Source organism: Romboutsia sp. CE17, from assembly GCF_012317385.1.
GTDB lineage: Bacteria > Bacillota > Clostridia > Peptostreptococcales > Peptostreptococcaceae > Romboutsia_E.
In genome coordinates this window covers 1,531,343-1,550,005 of sequence record NZ_CP051144.1, presented here as the reverse complement: position 1 = coordinate 1,550,005, position 18,663 = coordinate 1,531,343, and the positions used below count along the sequence as shown (strand labels likewise).

Sequence of the window (18,663 nt, the reverse complement as noted above, 5' to 3'; positions counted from 1 at the left end):
GGTAAAATATGGGTATAATTGTATTAGAAAAATTTATTGTAAAATATGATAACTAAATAAAAAAAGAATCATAATATAATTATAGAAAAGGGCTAGGAGGAAATTAAAATGGCTAAAATAATAAAAACATCAGAATTTAGAAGTGAAGTTGAAGGAGCATCAGGTGTAGTAGTAGTAGACTTTTTTGCAACTTGGTGTGGACCATGCAAAATGTTAGCACCAGTATTTGAAGCACTTGGAACAGAAATGGATGGTAAGGCTAAATTTTATAAATTAGATGTAGATCAAAGTTTAGAAATAGCTCAGCAATTTAGCGTTTCAACAGTACCAACAATGATAATATTCAAAGATGGAAAGGTAGTTGACAAAATGATAGGATTTATGCCTAAAGAACAAATAAAAGCTAAGGTTGAATCTTATTTATAAAATATAGGTGATATTATGAGATATGATATAGCAATAGTAGGCTCTGGTCCAGCGGGATTATCAGCTGCTATAAATGCAAAGATAAGGAATAAAAATATAATATTATTTGGAACTTCGAATCTAAGTAATAAAATTGTAAAGGCTCCATCAATAGATAACTACTTAGGATTTTATGAAATAAGTGGAGTTGACTTAAAAGATAAGTTTCTTGATCATATAAAACAATTAGATATAGAAATATGTGAAAAAAGAATAAATAATATATATTCTATGGGTGATTATTTTGCACTAATGTCTGGAGACTCTATGTATGAAGCTACAACTGTTATATTAGCAACAGGTGTTGAATACGGTAAGCCTATAAAAGGTGAAGAAGAGTTTTTAGGAAGAGGTGTAGGTTATTGTGCAACATGTGATGCACCTTTATACAAAGATAAAAAAGTTGCAATAATAGGATATAATAAAGAATCAGAAGAAGAAGCAAACTTCTTAAGTGAAATCGCATCAAAAACGTATTTTATACCAATGTATAAAAATGAATCTTTAATGAGAGGCAGTTTACATTTAGATAGCTCTATTGAGGTAATAAATGATAGGCCTATCCAAATTCACGGAGAAACTCTAGTTAATAAAGTTTCATTTAAAGAAAAACAAATTGATGTAGATGGTGTATTCGTGATAAAAGATAGTGCATCAGTAAAATCATTAGTTCCTGGTTTAGAAACAGATGGACCTCATGTTATAGTAGATACTAATATGGCTACTAATATAAAAGGTTGTTATGCTTGTGGAGATTGTGCAGGTAAACCATATTCATATATAAAATCTGCCGGTCAAGGTCAAATAGCAGCTTTAAATGCAGTTTCATATTTAGATAAATTAAAGATGGAAGCTAAAAAACTACAAAAACAAGATTAGAATATTACATTAACTATATATTAAAAGTACTATTTATGTTTATTTATAAATAGTACTTTTTTATTTAAAAAATCAAAATAATGGTTGATTATATTAATTAAGAGTACTACTATTTAATTAAGTAAACACTTAACTAAATAAGAGGTGACTGATGGAAAATCTAAGTAAAGTATTTAAAGCATTGAGCGACGAAACTAGGCTAAATATTTTAATATTAGCATCTAAAAGGAATATATGCCAAAAAGGCATTTCTAAATTTTTAGGTATATCAGATTCAGCTGTATCACAACATATTAAAGTTCTTAAAGATGCTGGAATTATTAAGGGAATAAAAGAAGGCTACTTTGTTTTTTATACCGTGAATAAAGATGTATTCGAACAGTGTTTATCATTTATCAATTTTATTAAGAGTGATAGTGAAGATTATATTAATAAATTTGATGAAATAGCAAAAATGCAAGATTTTGGTTGCAAAAATAATTGTAAAACAATTAAAAAATGTTGTAAAAGGAGAGGATTTTAGCAATGAAAATTTGTGTTCCAGTAGAAGTTAATAAAGGATTAGAGAGTAAACCATATGGACATTTTGGGTCAGCTCCAATGTTTGTAGTTTATGATTTAGAAAAGAATGAAATAACTGAGTTAAGCAATAATGATTTACATCATGAACATGGAAAATGTCAGCCATTAAAAGCATTACAAGGTAATATTGTAGATGCAGTAATAGTAGGTGGAATTGGACAAGGAGCAATAATGAAATTAAATGATATGGGTGTTAAAGTATATAAATCTCAAGGAGAAACAATAAAGGAAAATTTAGATTTATATAAAGAAAATAAGCTACAAGAATTTCCATCTAATCATACATGTAGCCATGATGGTTGCGGACACCATTAAAATAATAAAAAATTAATATTACAATAAATAAAAACAGGAAGATATAATAATGTAAAATTACATAATATTATGTCTTCCTGTTTTTATTTTCTAAAGTTAATTTATAGATTAAAATAAATTTAGCTTAAATTTCAATACTATTAAGTAAATTTTTCAAATTAATTAATTCCTCTTTTGTAAATGTTACGCCTTTACCCATTTTCTCATGATTTTCATCCCAGTCTCTAAGGTCATATTTAGGCTCTCTATCATTCCAACTTATTAAATTAAGTTCTTTATTCCATCCCTTAGATGAAGTGGATATTATTCCAATTTCTTTTACTATTTCATATTTAATATTTGCCATTATATATTCCTCCTTAGATATAAGCAAAGATAGTTATACTTTCAAAGATTATCAACTATTATGTTTTAATTATACTTAATAATTATAACATAATTTAGAAAAAGTGAAGTTTAATATATTTATAAAATTATAATTTAAATAAAAATATACATAGTAATTAAAAAAAGAATTGTATAAAAAATGAGAAAAAAGTTTACATATATAAAAATGCAACTTATAAAAAAAAAGTTGCATTTTTATATTGTAATTTATGTAAAAATCACATATAATTAATTTAAATGAATAAAGTAAAATATAAATTTCATTTTTATAGAAAATTTAATTTATTTAAAATAATTAAAGGAAAGTTAATACAAGGAGGAATTAAAATATGGAATTATTAAACGAATTAGTTCTGAGAATTAATGACTTTATATGGACCTATATATTAATAGCAATGCTTATTGTATTAGGCATTTATTTTACTGCAAAGACAAATTTTGTACAATTTAGATATTTTAAAGAAATGTTTAGGTTATTAGGAGAGGGATCTTCCAAGGATGCTAAAAAAGAAGGAAAAATATCTTCATTCCAAGCTTTTTGTATAAGTACAGCTTCTAGGGTAGGTACTGGTAATATTGCAGGTATAGCTTTAGCGGTAGTTGCTGGAGGTCCAGGCGCAATATTTTGGATGTGGCTTATAGCTCTTATAGGGTCAGCTTCAGGTTTTGTAGAAAGCACATTAGCTCAAATATACAAAGTTAAGGATGGCAAATCGTATAGAGGCGGACCAGCATATTATATGGAGCAAGGTTTAAATAAAAAGTGGATGGGAGTTACATTCTCAGTACTTATAACAATATGCTTTGGGTTTGTATTCAATGCAGTGCAAGCTAATACAATAACGGCTGCATTTAATAATGCATTTGGTATAGATAGATTCATACTAGGATTAGTAATAGCAGGTTTAACTGCATTAGTAATATTTGGTGGAGCTAATAGGATAGCAAAAGTATCTGAAGTTATAGTTCCAGTTCTTGCAAGTTTATATATATTAGTTGCACTATTTATAATGATTACGAACTTAGGTGAAATGCCAAATGTAATAAAATTAATATTCTCAAATGCTTTAGATTTTAGAAGTATGTCTATGGGTACTATGGGTGGTATGATACTTATAGGAGTTAAGAGAGGTCTATTCTCTAATGAAGCAGGTATGGGTAGTGCTCCTAATGCAGCAGCAACAGCAGAAGTTTCTCATCCTGTAAAGCAAGGTTTAATTCAAGCTCTTGGAGTTTTCGTTGATACATTAATAATATGTTCTTGTACAGCATTTATAGTACTTTTATATCCAGGATATGCAACGAGTTCGGCTGAAGGTATAGGTTTAACACAAGAGGCATTAACGTATCATATAGGGCCTATAGGAAATACATTCATAGCAGTTTGTATACTATTATTTGCATTTAGTTCAATAGTTGGTAACTACTACTATGGTCAATCAAATATAGAATTTATGAATAATAAAAAATCTACAATGACAGTATTTAGATTAGCAGTTGTGGCATTTGTATTATTTGGATCTGTAGCTCAAATAAAAATAGTTTGGAATTTAGCAGATGTATTTATGGGATTAATGGCAATAATAAACTTAATAGCAATAGCATTATTAGGTAAATATGCATTCATTGCATTAAAAGATTATGAAAAGCAAAGAAAAGCAGGTGTAAAAGATCCAATATTTGATCCATCAAATATACCTGGTCTTGAGAATGTTTCAGGATGGAACAAAGATGATGAAATAATAGCTTAATTAAAATATAAAACTTATTTTAAAAAGAGGCATTACTATTATGGTAATGCCTCTTTATTTTATTTAAAATTTAAATTGATATAGACAAAGTAAATTATGATAATATAATTAGATATAGATTATAAGAGTATAATTTAACATAATAATGACTTAAAGGAGAATATAAATGAAGATAAAGCCTTTAGATATACTATCCAAATACTATGGATATACAAGTTTTAGAAAGGGTCAAGAAAGTATCATAAATTCGATAATTAATAAAAAAGATGTGTTAGCTATAATGCCTACAGGTGGAGGAAAGTCTGTTTGTTATCAAGTACCAGCACTTTGTTTAGAGGGGATAACTATAGTTATATCGCCACTAATATCATTAATGAAAGACCAAGTAGACACGTTAAAAGTAATGGGAATAGATGCAGAGTTTATAAATAGTTCACTATCTACTACTGAATATAATCAAATACTAGAAAATATAGAATTAGATAAATATAAATTACTTTATGTTGCTCCAGAAAGACTTGATAGTATGGAGTTTATAAATCTAATGAAAACTAAAAATATAAGTCAAATTGCAATAGATGAAGCACATTGTATTTCTAGCTGGGGACATGACTTTAGACCAAGTTATAAAAGAATACCATACTTTATAAAAAGTTTAAATATAAGACCTATAGTAACGGCATTTACTGCTACAGCTAGTGATGAAGTAAAATATGATATTATGAATATACTTGATTTACAAAAACCAGATGTTTATATAACAGGATTTGATAGGGAAAACTTATCTATAAATATAGTTAAATCTTCTTCAAAAAATAGATACTTATTAGATTACATAGAAAACCATAAAAATGAGAGTGGAATAATATATGCAGCAACTAGAAAAGAAGTAGAAAGTATATATGAAGGGTTACTTAAGAGGAACTATTCAGTTTCTAAATATCATGCTGGATTAACTAATGAAATAAGAAAAGAAAATCAAGAAAAATTTATAAATGATGAAATACAAATAATGGTAGCGACAAATGCATTCGGAATGGGAATTGATAAATTTAATGTTAGATGGGTTATACACTACAACATGCCTCAAAGTATAGAAAACTATTATCAAGAAATAGGTAGAGCTGGAAGAGATGGAGAGGCTAGTGAATGTGTACTTTTGTTTACACCAGGAGATGTACATACTCAGAAATATTTAGTAGAAGTAGGCATAGATAACCCAGAAAGAAAAAGAATTCAATATAAAAAACTTCAGCAAATGGTGGACTTGGTTTATAGCAATGGATGTTATCGAAAAAGTATATTAAATTACTTTGGAGATGATTTAGAAGGTAAATGTGATAATTGTAGTAACTGCTTAAATGAAGGCGAAGTAGTAGATAAAACATTAGATGCTCAGAAGGTTATATCTTGTATAGCTAGAATGAAACGAAGCTTTGGTGCTACTATGATTATTGATGTGCTTAGAGGTTCTAAAAATAAAAAAGTGATAGAACAAAAATTTGATAGTTTAACTACTTATGGTATTATGAAAAATTATTCAGCAGAAGATTTAAAAACTTTTATAAATACACTTGTGGCACATGGATTTTTGGAAGTTGTTGAAAATATAGGAGTAAGAGGTAGTTTCCCAACTATAAAGCTAAATGAACAATCTATGAGAGTAATAAAGAATGAAATAAAAGTTGAATTCAAGGAATCTAGAGTAACTAAGTCTAGATATGTAGAAAATGAATTATATGAAAGATTAGTAGAACTTAGAAGTGAAATAGCTAGAGAAAATTATATAGCACCATATATGGTGTTTGGAGATAGTGTATTAAAATCAATGTCATCAACATATGCAACAACAAAGGAAGAAATGATTAGTATATCTGGGGTTGGAGAAATTAAATATGAAAAATACGGAAATAAATTTATTAATATAATAAAAGAATACTTACTAGAATATGGAATTGATAAGGAATCAAATACAAAAAAATTAAATAATAATGAGGATGGAGAATTTCTATTTGTCAATACAGATATAAAACTATATGAAAAGTTGAAAGAATTAAGATTAAAATATGCGCAAAAAGAGAAAACAATGCCATATAGAATTTTATCAAATAACACTCTTAAAGAAATAAGTGGAAGATATCCTAAAGATAATATAGAATTAAATGATATAAGTGGTATTGGGCCAGTAAAAATAGATAAGTATGGAAAAGATATATTAGAAATAGTTAATTCTTACATAAAAGAAAATAACATAGATACATTATGGAAAGAAAAAAATAAGTTAAAAGTAGTTATAGATGGTGAAAGTAGAAAAAATAATGAAATAGCTTTAGATTTATTAAACCAAGGAAAATCTATTGAGTATATAAGTGAAGAATTAGAAACTTCTATATCAACAATATTAGGATATATATACGATTATGTAAAAGAAGGACAATTAATTAACTTTAAACTAAACTTAAAAGATTTTTATAATAATGAAGAAAAAGAAATTATCTTAGATGCTTGTCGTGCATTTGGAGAAGAAAAGATAAGTGTAATAAAGAAGAATTTACCTGATTATATTAAATATGAAAGTATAAGGGCAGTAATTCTTGAAAAATATTTAGAAAAAATGGGTTATAATGTGTAAGAATGTAGATATAATTAAAATATAAAGTCAAAGAAGAAAATAATATGAAATTTTTCTTAAAATGTGAAATTAAAATGAAATTTTATTATAGAAAGTTTACTTTGAAGAAAAAACATTATAAAATTAAAAAGCAAGCATAGAATAAATTAGGAGAGTAAACTATGGGATTGTTAGAATTTGACTTTATAGAAGAATCAATAGATATGCTTAATTCTATGACTTCTACATTAGAATTAATAGGATATGAATTAGAAAAATATTTTGAAGGAATTTTAGATTATAAAGAAGAGGAATATATAAATGTAAAATCTAGAGTTAAATCGGAATCTAGTTTAAGGGAAAAGATTATAAGAAATAGATATTTAAAAAAATATAATGAAGCAAGTAGCCTTATTCATAATTTATCAGATTTGATAGGTGTAAGAATAGAATGTAGGTTTATAGAAGATGAAAATAAAATTTATAGGGTATTAAGAAAATATTTTAATAAAAGTGATGATAAAACGTATTATTATAATAAGGAAAACCCTAATATCAAATTAAAACTTTGTGAAAGGCAACCTCAAAAACAAAAAAATGGATTTGAAATATATAGAATAGATGGAATGTTTAATTACTTGGATAGACAAATTAAATTTGAGTTACAAATAAAATCGCTAGTAAATATATTCTGGAGCGAAATAGAACATAAAGTTATTTATAAAAATAATACATACTTATTAGGAGATAGTTTCTTAAAAGATATGATGGTATCTATAAAAAATAACTTAACTATGATAGATAATCAGTTACTTAATATTTATAAAAATTTTAACACATCGGGAATTGAACATTCTAAAGGAAAAAATAAAGAATTAGAAAAGCTATTAGCTAAAATGGCTCATGATACGTTTTCTATGAAAATGAAAGATAGCATAGGATTTGTTGTAGATTTTAAAAAACCTTGTGAAACAATTTTAAATTACTCTTTCAATAAAAATCAACAAGAAATGGATGAAAGTTTATTTGGAGATTTAATGATTAATGGATTATCTAGAATAAATGAGATATCCAAAAAAGACATAGACTTTAATCAACCTATTCTGTTTGAAAAGAAACCTGTACTAAATGATGAATTTTGTAAAACATTAGGTGAATCAATTATAGAAAAAATAAACGATGAATTTACTTGGAATTTATTTTTTAGAATTTTATTTGAAATAGAACCTTATAATAATAAAAAGGATTTTGAAAACTTCATGGAATTTATTAAAGTTAGAGTTATTTCAAAAGATAGCATAGAGCAAATAATTTCCTATTATGGTGAATGTGGTAAAATTATAATAAAGGAAATATATTTAGCAATAGCGAGGACACTTATTAAAGTTGATACAGTAGAAATATTATATGATTACAACTTAGAAAAAATTAACTTTATAATAGGTGAATCTATTAGTAACATATGTAGAGATATTGAAGACTATGAAGAATATTTAGAATTAAAAGATGAGATTATAAATAAAATTGAAAAAAAGATAATAAAGTTATTTAACTAAAGGCAAAGAAGCTATTATTATGATTACTATGATAATAGCTTCTTTTTATATACTATATTAGTTGTGGAAAGATAATGATTTATAGTGATATTAAATAATACAATTTTAATTTATTATAAAATAGACATTTAGGTAAATATAATTGATTTAAGCATAATAGAATCCTATAATTTTAATATGAAGACTTTTAATAATGAAAAACAAAACTACGAATGGGGGAATCTATTATGTTAATAGTAACAACCGATACAATACCTGGTAAAGATATAAAGGAAGTATTAGGTCTCGTTTCAGATAGTACTGTTAATGTGAACGCCTTTTAATAAAGTTATAAAATACAAGTAAATAGATGACAAGTGACACCTTTAAATGTTATTATATGAATACTATAAGCTATTCTATAAGTTATAAAAAAGTTATAGAATAGAAATGGTATATAAACATAAAATATAATGGCAGAGAGAAGGTGTTTTTTTATTGGTTGAGTATAAACAAAAACAGAGAGTAGTTGACTATATACAAGATGGTGAAATAAAAAGAGAAATGAAAGTAGTGATTGAAGAACAGTTAATAACTGAGGAAGGTTATACAATCTCTATACCTAGTTCACTAACTGAATTCATAACATTGTACTATGGGAAAAAAGCTATAAGTACAAGAAAAAATACAGCTATTATTGTTTGTGCTTTTTTAAATTATGTAAAAAGCAAAGTCAAAGAAGGCGAAGATGAAGACTTCCTTAAACTTAAAGAAGAAGGATTCTTTGGGCTAGAATTAGTTCATGCATCTAAATACTTAAACTATTGTGGAACTACTTTGAAGAACTCACTAGACACAGTCGAGCAGAAAGAAAATATACTAATAAATTTTTATTCATTTATAATTAGAAAAAAAATAATGAAGAACAAAAAGATGAAGATAGAATATAAGATATGTAAACCATCTAATGGAAGCAAAGGTAAAAAGGTACACCTATCACCTTTTGATGACCCAAATCACAAAGTAATAAGACCAAGTAAGAAAAGGGTGGCTAATGAAAAACGAAATAATATGAGTAGGAAACTATGGAAAAAATTCTTATCTTTAGCTAAAGAAAAAGCACCTGATATAGAGTTTGGAATAGCACTTCAAATTATGGGAGGGCTCAGAAGAGGAGAAGTTGTTAATTTAATACTAGATGATGTTAGTATTTATAATGAATACCAAGATTATGCTGATATGCAAGAAGGGACTTTTATTCTTGAGGCAAATATCACAGATAGAACTGATGAGTTATTCGTACCTAGAGGAATACAAATAGACACTAGTAGTCCTAAGAAGCATAGAAGAAATCAGCCTGTATTTGATTTTGATAATAAATTAAAGGAAAGATGGGAGACTCATTTGAAACGTAGGTCTGAAATTTTAGAGAGAACCAATAAGATTAGCAGAGCATTATTTATTGATAAATATGGGAATCCGATGTCAGGAAGTACTTACAGAAAGAGATTTAATAAAGTTAAAGAGGCATTCTTAGAATACCTTAAAGAAAATTCATATTCAGAGTATAAAAAGTATCTTAATGCACCTTGGGCAACGCATATTGGAAGAGGTATCTTTTCAAATATATGCGTAGAGATAGGATTAACTAATGTAAATGGAGTACCTAATAAGAGAATATTAGCTAATTTAAGGGGAGACGATTACTCTGATTCTTGTAAACCGTATATTGATGATGCTATTATAATTGATAATGCTGAGGCGGGGGTTAAAGTGTATAGTCAACTAGCTGATGATGATGAATAATCACACGTTGAATTTATATAATATATAAAAATAAATAACAAAGGATTGAATTTATGGAAAGTGAATATATACCTAAGGATGATGCCATGAAATACATGGAGATGAATAAAAATCAATTTGAGGTATTTTCAAAAAAATATATTAAAGATTTTAAGTATAAAAATGGTAAAACTAAATTTTATAGCAAACAAGAACTAGACTATTATATAGAATTAAGAAATGACTGGAATAAACAATACTTATATTATGAAGATGCAGTCGAGATGGCATCTACAAGAAAAATTTTTGAAACTATAACTAAACAATATAATCTAAAACCAATAAGAAAACCACTCTATGCAAAACATATTGATGACAAAGGGTTTTCTTATTATCACAAAGAAAGTCTAGAGAGAGTTATAGAAGATAGATTACAAAATAAAGTGAGCAATAACACAAATGAGTATATAAGTTTAAGAGATGCTAGTAAGCAATTAGGTATAACTACAAAGTCTTTTCGTAGTCTAATAGATGAATTAAACTTAAAAACAAAAATAGACGGTTGTGAAATGTTTTTATTAAATGCAGATGTAGAAAAATTACTAAAACTACAATGTGATTTTCTTGAAAATCATATGTCGCTTAATTGTGCTTCCGATATCATAGGCAACACAAGATTAACAAGGTTAGAAAAAATTAAAATACCTTACTATGCTAAGAAAAATAGAGATAAAGTCATGGTAAAAATATCTGATGTTGAAAAAGTTAAAAACGAAGTATTTAGAAAAATAGATGGTATAGAAAAAAACGAGGCTGCCCAAAAACTTGGCCTTTCACCTAGTACTTTTTATAGAACAACTGTGATATTTGATATAAAACCAGAAATTGATAAATCAACAGGAAAGGGGTATTATAAAGAATCTGATATTGAATTTATATCAAATCAAAGGGAAGAATTTGGAGAAAGATATTTAACATTTGATATGGTTAAAGATGAATATGGTAGCACTGTAGCCTCCAAAATAAGAGGGTTTAAAGCACCTCCATTTATAATTGGTAAAGACGCACAGCAAACTCGTGTTTCAACTCTTTACGATAGAGTTGATGCAGAAAAAATAAAATCCGAGATAGAACAAAAGAAGTTATTTAACACTGTAAGTTGTGAAACTCCTTATGATACATTTTTAATGAAATTAAGCATGATTGATGAACTTACTTATTTAAATAATTCTGTTTATACTAATAAAAAATGGTTTGAATATGTTTATGGAAGATTAACTACATCATCAGCAGGTAAAAGAACAATGAAGGCTAAAATTACTGGGATGATAAATGCTAGTCGAGCAATAGATAGAATGCTATCTACTTACAAAGTTAACGAATTCTATCAATTAACTCCTAGATTAATAAATCCATTTATAACAGGTAGTAGTGAAAGTGTTTCCATTGCTATTTCGCAATTTTCTATATCTGTATTTGGAGATATAAAAATAAAATTAGATAAAACTAATAAATTATCTAAAGGTTACTCTGTAAATGATTTAGTATCTCCTTATTCTTCAAGAAACGATAATGAATCAGATGAATTGGGTGATGTAGAAATTTATAATTTTGAAGAATATAAATCACTATTCAAATTTCTAACTGATATAGATTACCATATTGATAAAATTTTAAATGGAGGATTTTACAAGAATAAGTATGATATGAGTCAAATGGTGTACCCATCTATTTGGTTATATTTAATACTTCATTTAAATAATGCGTGGAGACATGGAGATGTATCAACATTTCCTAGAATAGAAATAGCTGACCTCCTTTATCAATGGAATATTGATTCAATAGAATGGTTTAGAAATAATAAACTCTCGATAAGTCAATCTAAAATTCTTACTACTAGAGTGATTCAAAAAGAATTTTTAATATCTAAGACTCAAATGAATGGTCACTTTTTCTGCTCTGATAATTTAGCACCTGCTTTCGCTACAGCGGTTATTGTTCTAGAATTATATTTAAATAATATGGGAATCTTTAGTAGTGATAAAATTGATGACCCGTTGATGTATTTTGAAAGTGTGAATGAACAGCCTAGTGATTATACAATATGCAAATTCTTTGAAGGTAGTAAACTTAATGGATTTAAGTTTAAATCCAAAAAAATGAATAAAACTGTAATGAGCTTTGTGTACAGTATAGTATCAAGAGGTGATGAAAAAAGTAGAGTTCTAGAGATAGTTGCACAATTACGTGGACATACTCTTGAATCATCTACAATACCTTACTTAAAATTCAATATTGAAGAAATTGAATTTTTAACAGAATTGTTATTTAGAAGAGGAGAATTTGGATACATAACAGAAAAATTACTAGATATGATAGGGATGCAATCGAAAGAAATGGAAAATAAAAGTATTGCAATCGAAGCAATAAATACAATGTTTGGTGATTATGAAAAAGTTGAGGCAGTTGTTGGTTTGACAGGTAGATTTAATAGTGATAAAAATAAAATTTTAAAGATGCTAAATGGATTAAAATTAGAGGAAGTAGTTGATAAGTTAATTGATATATATTGTGAAAGGCTACCATCTAAAGAAAAAAATATACAATGCCTAGTGTCTAAAACGGGATGTGTTAATATTAAAAAAAGTTGTAAGTCATGCTCATATCATATACCATCACTGTACGCATTAGATTCCATTCTAAGCTCTTTGAGAGAAGATGTACAGAAATACTTTGCTGAGAAAAATATCGGTAACAAAATGAAATTAACAGCATCGATTAATCGTAAAGTAGAAATAATGGGTGAGGCAGTATCTAGATATGGGGAAGAAATTGTTTATAATTATTTACAAATATCAAGAAATGACTTCTTAGAAATATATGATAATATTCCAGATACAGATGATTTATACAATTACATACTAGATAATAGCAATTAAATTGAGGTGATTTTATGAGTGTAGATTTGATAGAAGATATAGATATTGATTTAATACAAGAAGAAATATATGACCCACTGGAAGATGTTGAGTTATTGAAGGAAAAACTGTATAAAAACAATATTCTTAATGCTGGTAAATTCTCAAAAGGGGTTACAAACGGAAAATTTGAGGATGATTTATGGGTAGTAGATGAAGCATTGAATAACCAATACCGATACATAGATTTTTCGGAATTAAAAGTGTTGAAATTCAAAGGTGTTAATAAAGATGATATACTAGTTATAAAATACTGGGTAGCTAGCAAACTATTAGATTCTTTTGATAATTCAAAAGGCAATGCTAGCTACGGCAGTGCATGTAGTAAGTATAAGGACTTACTTTCATTTATAAAAGAAACTAATAATTTTAGTGATGATTTTATAGATGAAAAGAATGGATTGGGAATAAAGTGGTATTTTGATAGCATGAATGTCAAAGATAAAACTTTGTACGAAAAAGCATATGCTGTTCTGGATTTTGTATACTCAGTAGAAGACTACTTTTTACAGAGACATGATGAAGTTGGAACTGTGTATCTAGAAAATATTCATAGCTACATAAATAGTTTAACAATCGAAAGAAAATCAAGGGAACTACCTAGAACTAGAGATATACTTCTCTTAGACCATTATATAAAAAAATTTTTCTATAATGACGATACTGTAAAAGAAGATGATAAACTTTTATATTACCCAATTCTTTTATGGTGGAAAATAACTAATATAATACCTATGAGACCTAGTGAGTTTTGCACAAAAATACCTAGAGATTGTTTAATCAAAGATGATGATAATTTTTATCTTAAAATTGGTAGAATAAAGCAAAGAGCTAACTTTAAAAGAAGGTTACTACCTGTGCTCGATAGATTAAAAATAACAAAAGATATATATGAATTAATTCAAGATTATATAGATAAAACTGATATCGAAAAATATGGGAACAGTGATACGCTTATTTCATATAGGGTTGTAGAACTTTTTAATGTTTCAAAAGGAGTGGAAAAAATCAATAAAGATAAATTTTCAATAAACATTCTAGATATTTTACTTAAAAAGTTTTATTCAAATATAATCAGAAATAAGTATGAAGAATCTAGTATAAAAAGAGAGGTGAACCTAGGAGATACTAGACACTTTGCGTTTACATCTTTGCTACTTCAAGGAATAGCTCCGCCATATATAGCTATCATGGGAGGTCATAGATGTTTAAGCACTTTAGATAATTATACCTGTAGCACTAGCTATTATGCAGACAGTGAAATAGTCAAATATGTAAATGCTATGATGGTTAAAAGTAAAGAAAATATCGTAGATAATGAAACTATTATGGAAATAGTATCCAAGATGCCGTTAAAGTGCCCTAAAGATATCGACTTATGTATACCAATGTACGATGTCGGTTTCTGCATGGCTAATTTTTCTGAAGATGGTTACTGTTGCGAAGATGAAACGTACTGTTTTAAGTGTAGTAAATGGTGGTGTGAACCATCATTGAGTAATGCCAAACAAATTATTGAAAAGGTTAAAAATGAAGAGATTAAACCAAGAAGACAACTGTATGAACAAAATGTTGAGTTTCTATTAAATTTATTTGAAAATGTGGGATTAGAATTTGTTAATGGAGACTTAGTTGTAAACGAGGATGATTACAGGGATTTGAAAAGAATGGCTTTAAATATAAGAAGTGATATTGAAAGTATGGCATCAGATATTGCTATGAGCAGTAATACTAAATTAATCAATAATATTGATGGAGGAAAAGATAGATTGTATCTGGATAGCATACTCAGCACATTGAGTGATAGTATTGAGTAATAATATACAAAAGGAGACGCATTTGCAGTGGGAAAAAAGATTGAAATAGATAAAAAAGAAATTGAAGAAATTATAAAATTAAGAATAACTGAACTTGATGGAGATGCAAGTAAACTTACTTACAATAGTGTATGGAAGTTCAATGAAAGAATTTCTAAGGATAAAAACTATAAAAGATATGATGGGAAACAATTCACATCTTATGGGTATCATACGTGGGCTGGTAAGTATAAAAATGAATATGGATATGGAAAAGTTAGAATTGATGAAATTAAAAATGATGCAATATCTAAAAACACTGAAAATAATTTAAATACAGAGGATAACCATCTTGAATTGATTGATATAACTAACGAAAATTTTACATCTAGCATGAACGATATTATAATGCTAGTTAATGACCTTCATAACGAGCCACAGAGTCTCACAAGGCGTTTGATTAAACTATTTAAGAGGGATAAAAGAACAATTGCAGAGTTAGAAAAAGAAAATAAAGAACTTAAAGAAAAATTATCAAAAGAACAAGATAAGAATAATAAACTTGAAAAAGGAGTAACTAATCTATTTTTTGCTAGTTCCTCTCCAAATAACTCAATGGAAAATATGATTAATTTAAGTAAATCAGAGGATGCATTTGCTTATAATGAACTTAAAAATATGTTTAATGCTGATGAAGAAAGAATTAAAAAATTAATTAAAACAAAACAAGATGTTAAAAATGATAAACTTTTAGAGATTTCAAGCAAGTTGAAAAAGAAAGAAAAAATAAAAAAATTAGGTCTTTAAAGAATATGTTAGCTTACTTTGCGATAATATAAGATTAAGAATAACCATACCAAGGTATTTTCAATAACTATGTATGGTTATTTTTAATATAAATGTTCGCAATATATTAAGATTACGAATTTTTATTAATATATATTTCTATTTTATATAAAATTTTAATTCTAATCTAATATCACACTATTATACAATACATAATAATTATTCTATATTTATATTCCAAGGTCCTTTAATTTTGTATTCATTACCCAATACTTTTATAAATAATTTATTACTATCTGGATAAGGTAGTTTAAAAGTTATAGTTCTATTACCATCTTTTGATATATTTCCTGAAAGTCCACCTTCAAACCATTCTTCTCCTTGTGATGTAATACTTTTGCCAGCTGGCACTACTACACAGTCTAACATTTTTACTTCTCTATCTTTATTATCAGGATAATCTAACTCTATAGTATAATTTTCTCCATCTCTTTGTATACTTATTATATTTACTTCTGAGTTTGCATCTTTAAACATTTCATCTTTTGTATTTATCATTATTGTTTTGTTAATATTTATCTTTTCATCATTATTTGGTATAGGTAACTCTATTATATCACTACTATTTAGATTTTTATGCGTTATTATTTGTATATATGGTATCTCTATAGTAAAAGGTTTTTTAAGATTTTTTGTATCTATGTAAAATCTATTATAAGCTAATAAATCGGTATCTTCTGCTAATTTTGCTTTTAATACATTTCCATTATTATCCTTTAACGTTATAATTCCATCATCTGTTTTATCTAGGTCATCATTTATAGGATATGGTGCTTTTCCATAGTTTACACTTATCATATCTTGTGGTAAATTATTTAAAAATGTAACATCTAATTTATTATTTTCTTCCTCTAGTATAGCTGTTATTTCTATATTTTTATTAATTGCACTAGGTCCTAATTCATTTATATTATTTACTTGTTTAGCTTTACTTAGTTTACAATTAAATTCAGCCTTACTACCATTATCTAAAGTAAGTTCTAATTTTATATTATTCTCATTATATTGTTTATTATATTCAAAGAAATAACTTCCACCCCAAGAAGCATTTACTGATGTATCATCTAACTTACTTATATTAGATGTATTACTTTTTATCGTATCTTTATTAATTTTAATAATAGCTTTATTACTAGGTAGTTGACCATTTCCTTGCACACTTACTATTATAGTTTTACTTTCCTTATCATAGCTAACTTCATTTAAAGTCACTTTTCTGTTTCCTACTCTTTTATTTATAGGATTGTCTAATAAATATATTACATTATCAGTACTTACTATATTTCCTGTACTTGGTATGTAAGTATAAAATATATCTTTTACAGCCTTTACACCTAAGGGAGTTACAATCAGTAATAATGCAACTGATGCTACTACAATAATTTTTTTCTTATTACTTGATTTTCTATTACTTAAACTTTGTAAAGTTTTATCTATACCTTTAGTTATATTTATTGGAACTACAATATCATCTTTTTCTTGTAAAATTTCTTTTATCTTGGCATCTAGATTTTTATCCATATTACAGTACCTCCTCATCTATACTTAGCATTTCTTTTAGCTTACTTCTTGCTCTTGATAGTCTTGATTTGATTGTTCCTTGTGGTATATTTAAACTTTCTGATATATCCTTTATACTCATATCTTCATAATAGTATAGAATTACTATTATTTTTAAATTACTATCTAAATTATTTATACTATCTTTTAGTTCTAATCTATCTGATTGTTCTACTTTATCATTTTCAGCAATACTTACATCTAAGTTTAGTATTTTTTTATTCTTTTTTAATAATGCATTACATTTATTTATAAGGATTTTAATTAGCCATGTTTTAAAATACTCATCTTGTCTTAAATCTTTTATACTTATGTAGGCTTGAAGTATTGCTTCTTGTATACAGTCAAGTGCATCATCATCATTTTTAGTCATAGCTATTGCTACTTTATATAAATCTTTTTCATAACTTTTAATTAGTGTTGAAAAAGCTAAGTTATTTCCTTTTTTGCTTTTTCTTACGAGTTTTACTGTATTCATCTAGTTCCCCCTTTTCTATTTATTTACTATTCTATTTATTAGAGATAATTTAAGCTATATTGGTTCTAGTAAATTTAAATTTTTTAATTACAATGTATGGTTATTTTTATTGCTATATTCGCATTATATAACAATTGTGAATTAAATTATATTATATCATTTTAAAATTTATTTAAAACATAACCTAAATTTAAAGTTTTTATATATATTCTATAACTTATAAAATACTGAAGTTATAGAATGTAAACATAAATAGCTATTTACCTATATTGTTTAATATTCTATAACTAAAAATGGTTACATTATACTGTTAGAAGTAAACATATAGGTAAAGATATAGGAGCAAGTTTAAAAACTATAGTTGGAGGAGAAATAATATCTTACAATGAAATGATGATAGAAGCAAGAGAAATAGCTATTAGTAGAATGGTTGAACAAGCAAAAAAAATGGGAGCTAATGCTATAATAGGTATGAGATTAGGGACATCATCAGTTATGCAAGGCGCTAGTGAAGTTATAGTATATGGAACGGCAGTAGTAATAGATTAGTTTGTTTAGAAATTATTAAAAAGTTACTTAATCTTACGTAAATGAGATTGAGTAACTTTATTTTCTATACATTTTTACCTTACAATATATAGAAATTATATAAATGTATGTAGTTTTACCATATAAAAATATCTGGATATATTGTA

Annotated in this window: 16 protein-coding genes; 13 read left to right on the top strand and 3 right to left on the bottom strand. The window is 26.5% G+C overall.

Annotated elements, in window-relative coordinates:
• Positions 1–108: 108 nt before the first annotated feature.
• The 4 genes from trxA to HF520_RS07405 all read left to right on the top strand — a co-directional run bounded on the left by trxA (position 109) and on the right by HF520_RS07405 (position 2,241).
• A complete protein-coding gene (trxA, locus tag HF520_RS07420; protein ID WP_168573417.1) occupies positions 109–426 on the top strand; it encodes a thioredoxin in 318 nt (105 codons plus the stop codon).
• Between the two features lie 15 nt (positions 427–441).
• Positions 442–1,344, top strand: coding sequence for an NAD(P)/FAD-dependent oxidoreductase (locus HF520_RS07415; RefSeq protein WP_168573416.1), 903 nt, complete (start codon positions 442–444; stop codon positions 1,342–1,344).
• A 151-nt stretch (positions 1,345–1,495) separates the two neighbouring features.
• Positions 1,496–1,867, top strand: coding sequence for an ArsR/SmtB family transcription factor (locus HF520_RS07410; protein WP_168573415.1), 372 nt, complete (start codon positions 1,496–1,498; stop codon positions 1,865–1,867).
• Between the two features lie 2 nt (positions 1,868–1,869).
• Positions 1,870–2,241, top strand: coding sequence for a NifB/NifX family molybdenum-iron cluster-binding protein (locus HF520_RS07405; protein ID WP_168573414.1), 372 nt, complete (start codon positions 1,870–1,872; stop codon positions 2,239–2,241).
• 124 nt (positions 2,242–2,365) lie between these two features.
• On the opposite strand, the gene HF520_RS07400 is transcribed toward HF520_RS07405, so the two are convergent.
• Positions 2,366–2,587 (bottom strand): YdbC family protein, encoded by a 222-nt coding sequence (locus HF520_RS07400; RefSeq protein WP_168573413.1) that lies wholly within the window; start codon positions 2,585–2,587, stop codon positions 2,366–2,368.
• Positions 2,588–2,957: 370 nt separating this feature from the next.
• On the opposite strand from HF520_RS07400, the gene HF520_RS07395 reads away from it, so the two are divergent.
• The 8 genes from HF520_RS07395 to HF520_RS07360 all read left to right on the top strand — a co-directional run bounded on the left by HF520_RS07395 (position 2,958) and on the right by HF520_RS07360 (position 15,891).
• Positions 2,958–4,379 carry an alanine/glycine:cation symporter family protein gene (locus HF520_RS07395; protein ID WP_168573412.1) on the top strand — a complete coding sequence of 474 codons (1,422 nt, stop codon included), beginning with the start codon at positions 2,958–2,960 and terminating at the stop codon, positions 4,377–4,379.
• Between the two features lie 166 nt (positions 4,380–4,545).
• Complete coding sequence (recQ, locus tag HF520_RS07390; protein WP_168573411.1) at positions 4,546–7,011, top strand: DNA helicase RecQ; 2,466 nt, start codon at positions 4,546–4,548, stop codon at positions 7,009–7,011.
• Between the two features lie 161 nt (positions 7,012–7,172).
• Positions 7,173–8,546, top strand: a complete 1,374-nt coding sequence (locus HF520_RS07385) for a GTP pyrophosphokinase (RefSeq protein ID WP_168573410.1) — start codon at positions 7,173–7,175, stop codon at positions 8,544–8,546.
• 227 nt (positions 8,547–8,773) lie between these two features.
• Positions 8,774–8,869 carry a heavy metal-binding domain-containing protein gene (locus tag HF520_RS07380; protein WP_168573409.1) on the top strand — a complete coding sequence of 32 codons (96 nt, stop codon included), beginning with the start codon at positions 8,774–8,776 and terminating at the stop codon, positions 8,867–8,869.
• Positions 8,870–9,023: 154 nt separating this feature from the next.
• Complete coding sequence (locus HF520_RS07375) at positions 9,024–10,331, top strand: hypothetical protein (RefSeq protein WP_168573408.1); 1,308 nt, start codon at positions 9,024–9,026, stop codon at positions 10,329–10,331.
• 53 nt (positions 10,332–10,384) lie between these two features.
• The gene (locus HF520_RS07370; protein WP_168573407.1) at positions 10,385–13,249 is read left to right on the top strand and encodes a hypothetical protein; all 2,865 of its coding nucleotides are present in this window, start codon (positions 10,385–10,387) and stop codon (positions 13,247–13,249) included.
• 14 nt (positions 13,250–13,263) lie between these two features.
• Entirely contained in the window at positions 13,264–15,105 is a 1,842-nt protein-coding gene (locus HF520_RS07365) for a site-specific integrase (RefSeq protein WP_168573406.1), read from the top strand.
• Positions 15,106–15,132: 27 nt separating this feature from the next.
• Complete coding sequence (locus tag HF520_RS07360; protein ID WP_168573405.1) at positions 15,133–15,891, top strand: hypothetical protein; 759 nt, start codon at positions 15,133–15,135, stop codon at positions 15,889–15,891.
• A 198-nt stretch (positions 15,892–16,089) separates the two neighbouring features.
• Here HF520_RS07360 and HF520_RS07355 read toward each other — a convergent pair whose 3' ends face one another.
• On the bottom strand, positions 16,090–17,451 hold the full coding sequence (locus HF520_RS07355; RefSeq protein ID WP_168573404.1) for a hypothetical protein: 1,362 nt from the start codon (positions 17,449–17,451) through the stop codon (positions 16,090–16,092).
• Position 17,452: 1 nt separating this feature from the next.
• A complete protein-coding gene (locus tag HF520_RS07350) occupies positions 17,453–17,968 on the bottom strand; it encodes a sigma-70 family RNA polymerase sigma factor (protein WP_168573403.1) in 516 nt (171 codons plus the stop codon).
• A gap of 324 nt (positions 17,969–18,292) precedes the next feature.
• Between HF520_RS07350 and HF520_RS07345 the strand changes: the two genes are divergently transcribed.
• Complete coding sequence (locus HF520_RS07345; protein WP_168574786.1) at positions 18,293–18,517, top strand: YbjQ family protein; 225 nt, start codon at positions 18,293–18,295, stop codon at positions 18,515–18,517.
• Positions 18,518–18,663 lie beyond the last annotated feature (146 nt).

What these genes read in the sequence shown, in the direction of transcription:
- trxA (WP_168573417.1), top strand. Translation starts at nt 109, where the DNA reads ATGGCTAAAATAATAAAAACATCAGAATTTAGAAGTGAAGTTGAAGGA.
- HF520_RS07415 (WP_168573416.1), top strand. Translation starts at nt 442, where the DNA reads ATGAGATATGATATAGCAATAGTAGGCTCTGGTCCAGCGGGATTATCA.
- HF520_RS07410 (WP_168573415.1), top strand. Translation starts at nt 1,496, where the DNA reads ATGGAAAATCTAAGTAAAGTATTTAAAGCATTGAGCGACGAAACTAGG.
- HF520_RS07405 (WP_168573414.1), top strand. Translation starts at nt 1,870, where the DNA reads ATGAAAATTTGTGTTCCAGTAGAAGTTAATAAAGGATTAGAGAGTAAA.
- HF520_RS07400 (WP_168573413.1), bottom strand. Translation starts at nt 2,587, where the DNA reads ATGGCAAATATTAAATATGAAATAGTAAAAGAAATTGGAATAATATCC.
- HF520_RS07395 (WP_168573412.1), top strand. Translation starts at nt 2,958, where the DNA reads ATGGAATTATTAAACGAATTAGTTCTGAGAATTAATGACTTTATATGG.
- recQ (WP_168573411.1), top strand. Translation starts at nt 4,546, where the DNA reads ATGAAGATAAAGCCTTTAGATATACTATCCAAATACTATGGATATACA.
- HF520_RS07385 (WP_168573410.1), top strand. Translation starts at nt 7,173, where the DNA reads ATGGGATTGTTAGAATTTGACTTTATAGAAGAATCAATAGATATGCTT.
- HF520_RS07380 (WP_168573409.1), top strand. Translation starts at nt 8,774, where the DNA reads ATGTTAATAGTAACAACCGATACAATACCTGGTAAAGATATAAAGGAA.
- HF520_RS07370 (WP_168573407.1), top strand. Translation starts at nt 10,385, where the DNA reads ATGGAAAGTGAATATATACCTAAGGATGATGCCATGAAATACATGGAG.
- HF520_RS07365 (WP_168573406.1), top strand. Translation starts at nt 13,264, where the DNA reads ATGAGTGTAGATTTGATAGAAGATATAGATATTGATTTAATACAAGAA.
- HF520_RS07355 (WP_168573404.1), bottom strand. Translation starts at nt 17,451, where the DNA reads ATGGATAAAAATCTAGATGCCAAGATAAAAGAAATTTTACAAGAAAAA.
- HF520_RS07350 (WP_168573403.1), bottom strand. Translation starts at nt 17,968, where the DNA reads ATGAATACAGTAAAACTCGTAAGAAAAAGCAAAAAAGGAAATAACTTA.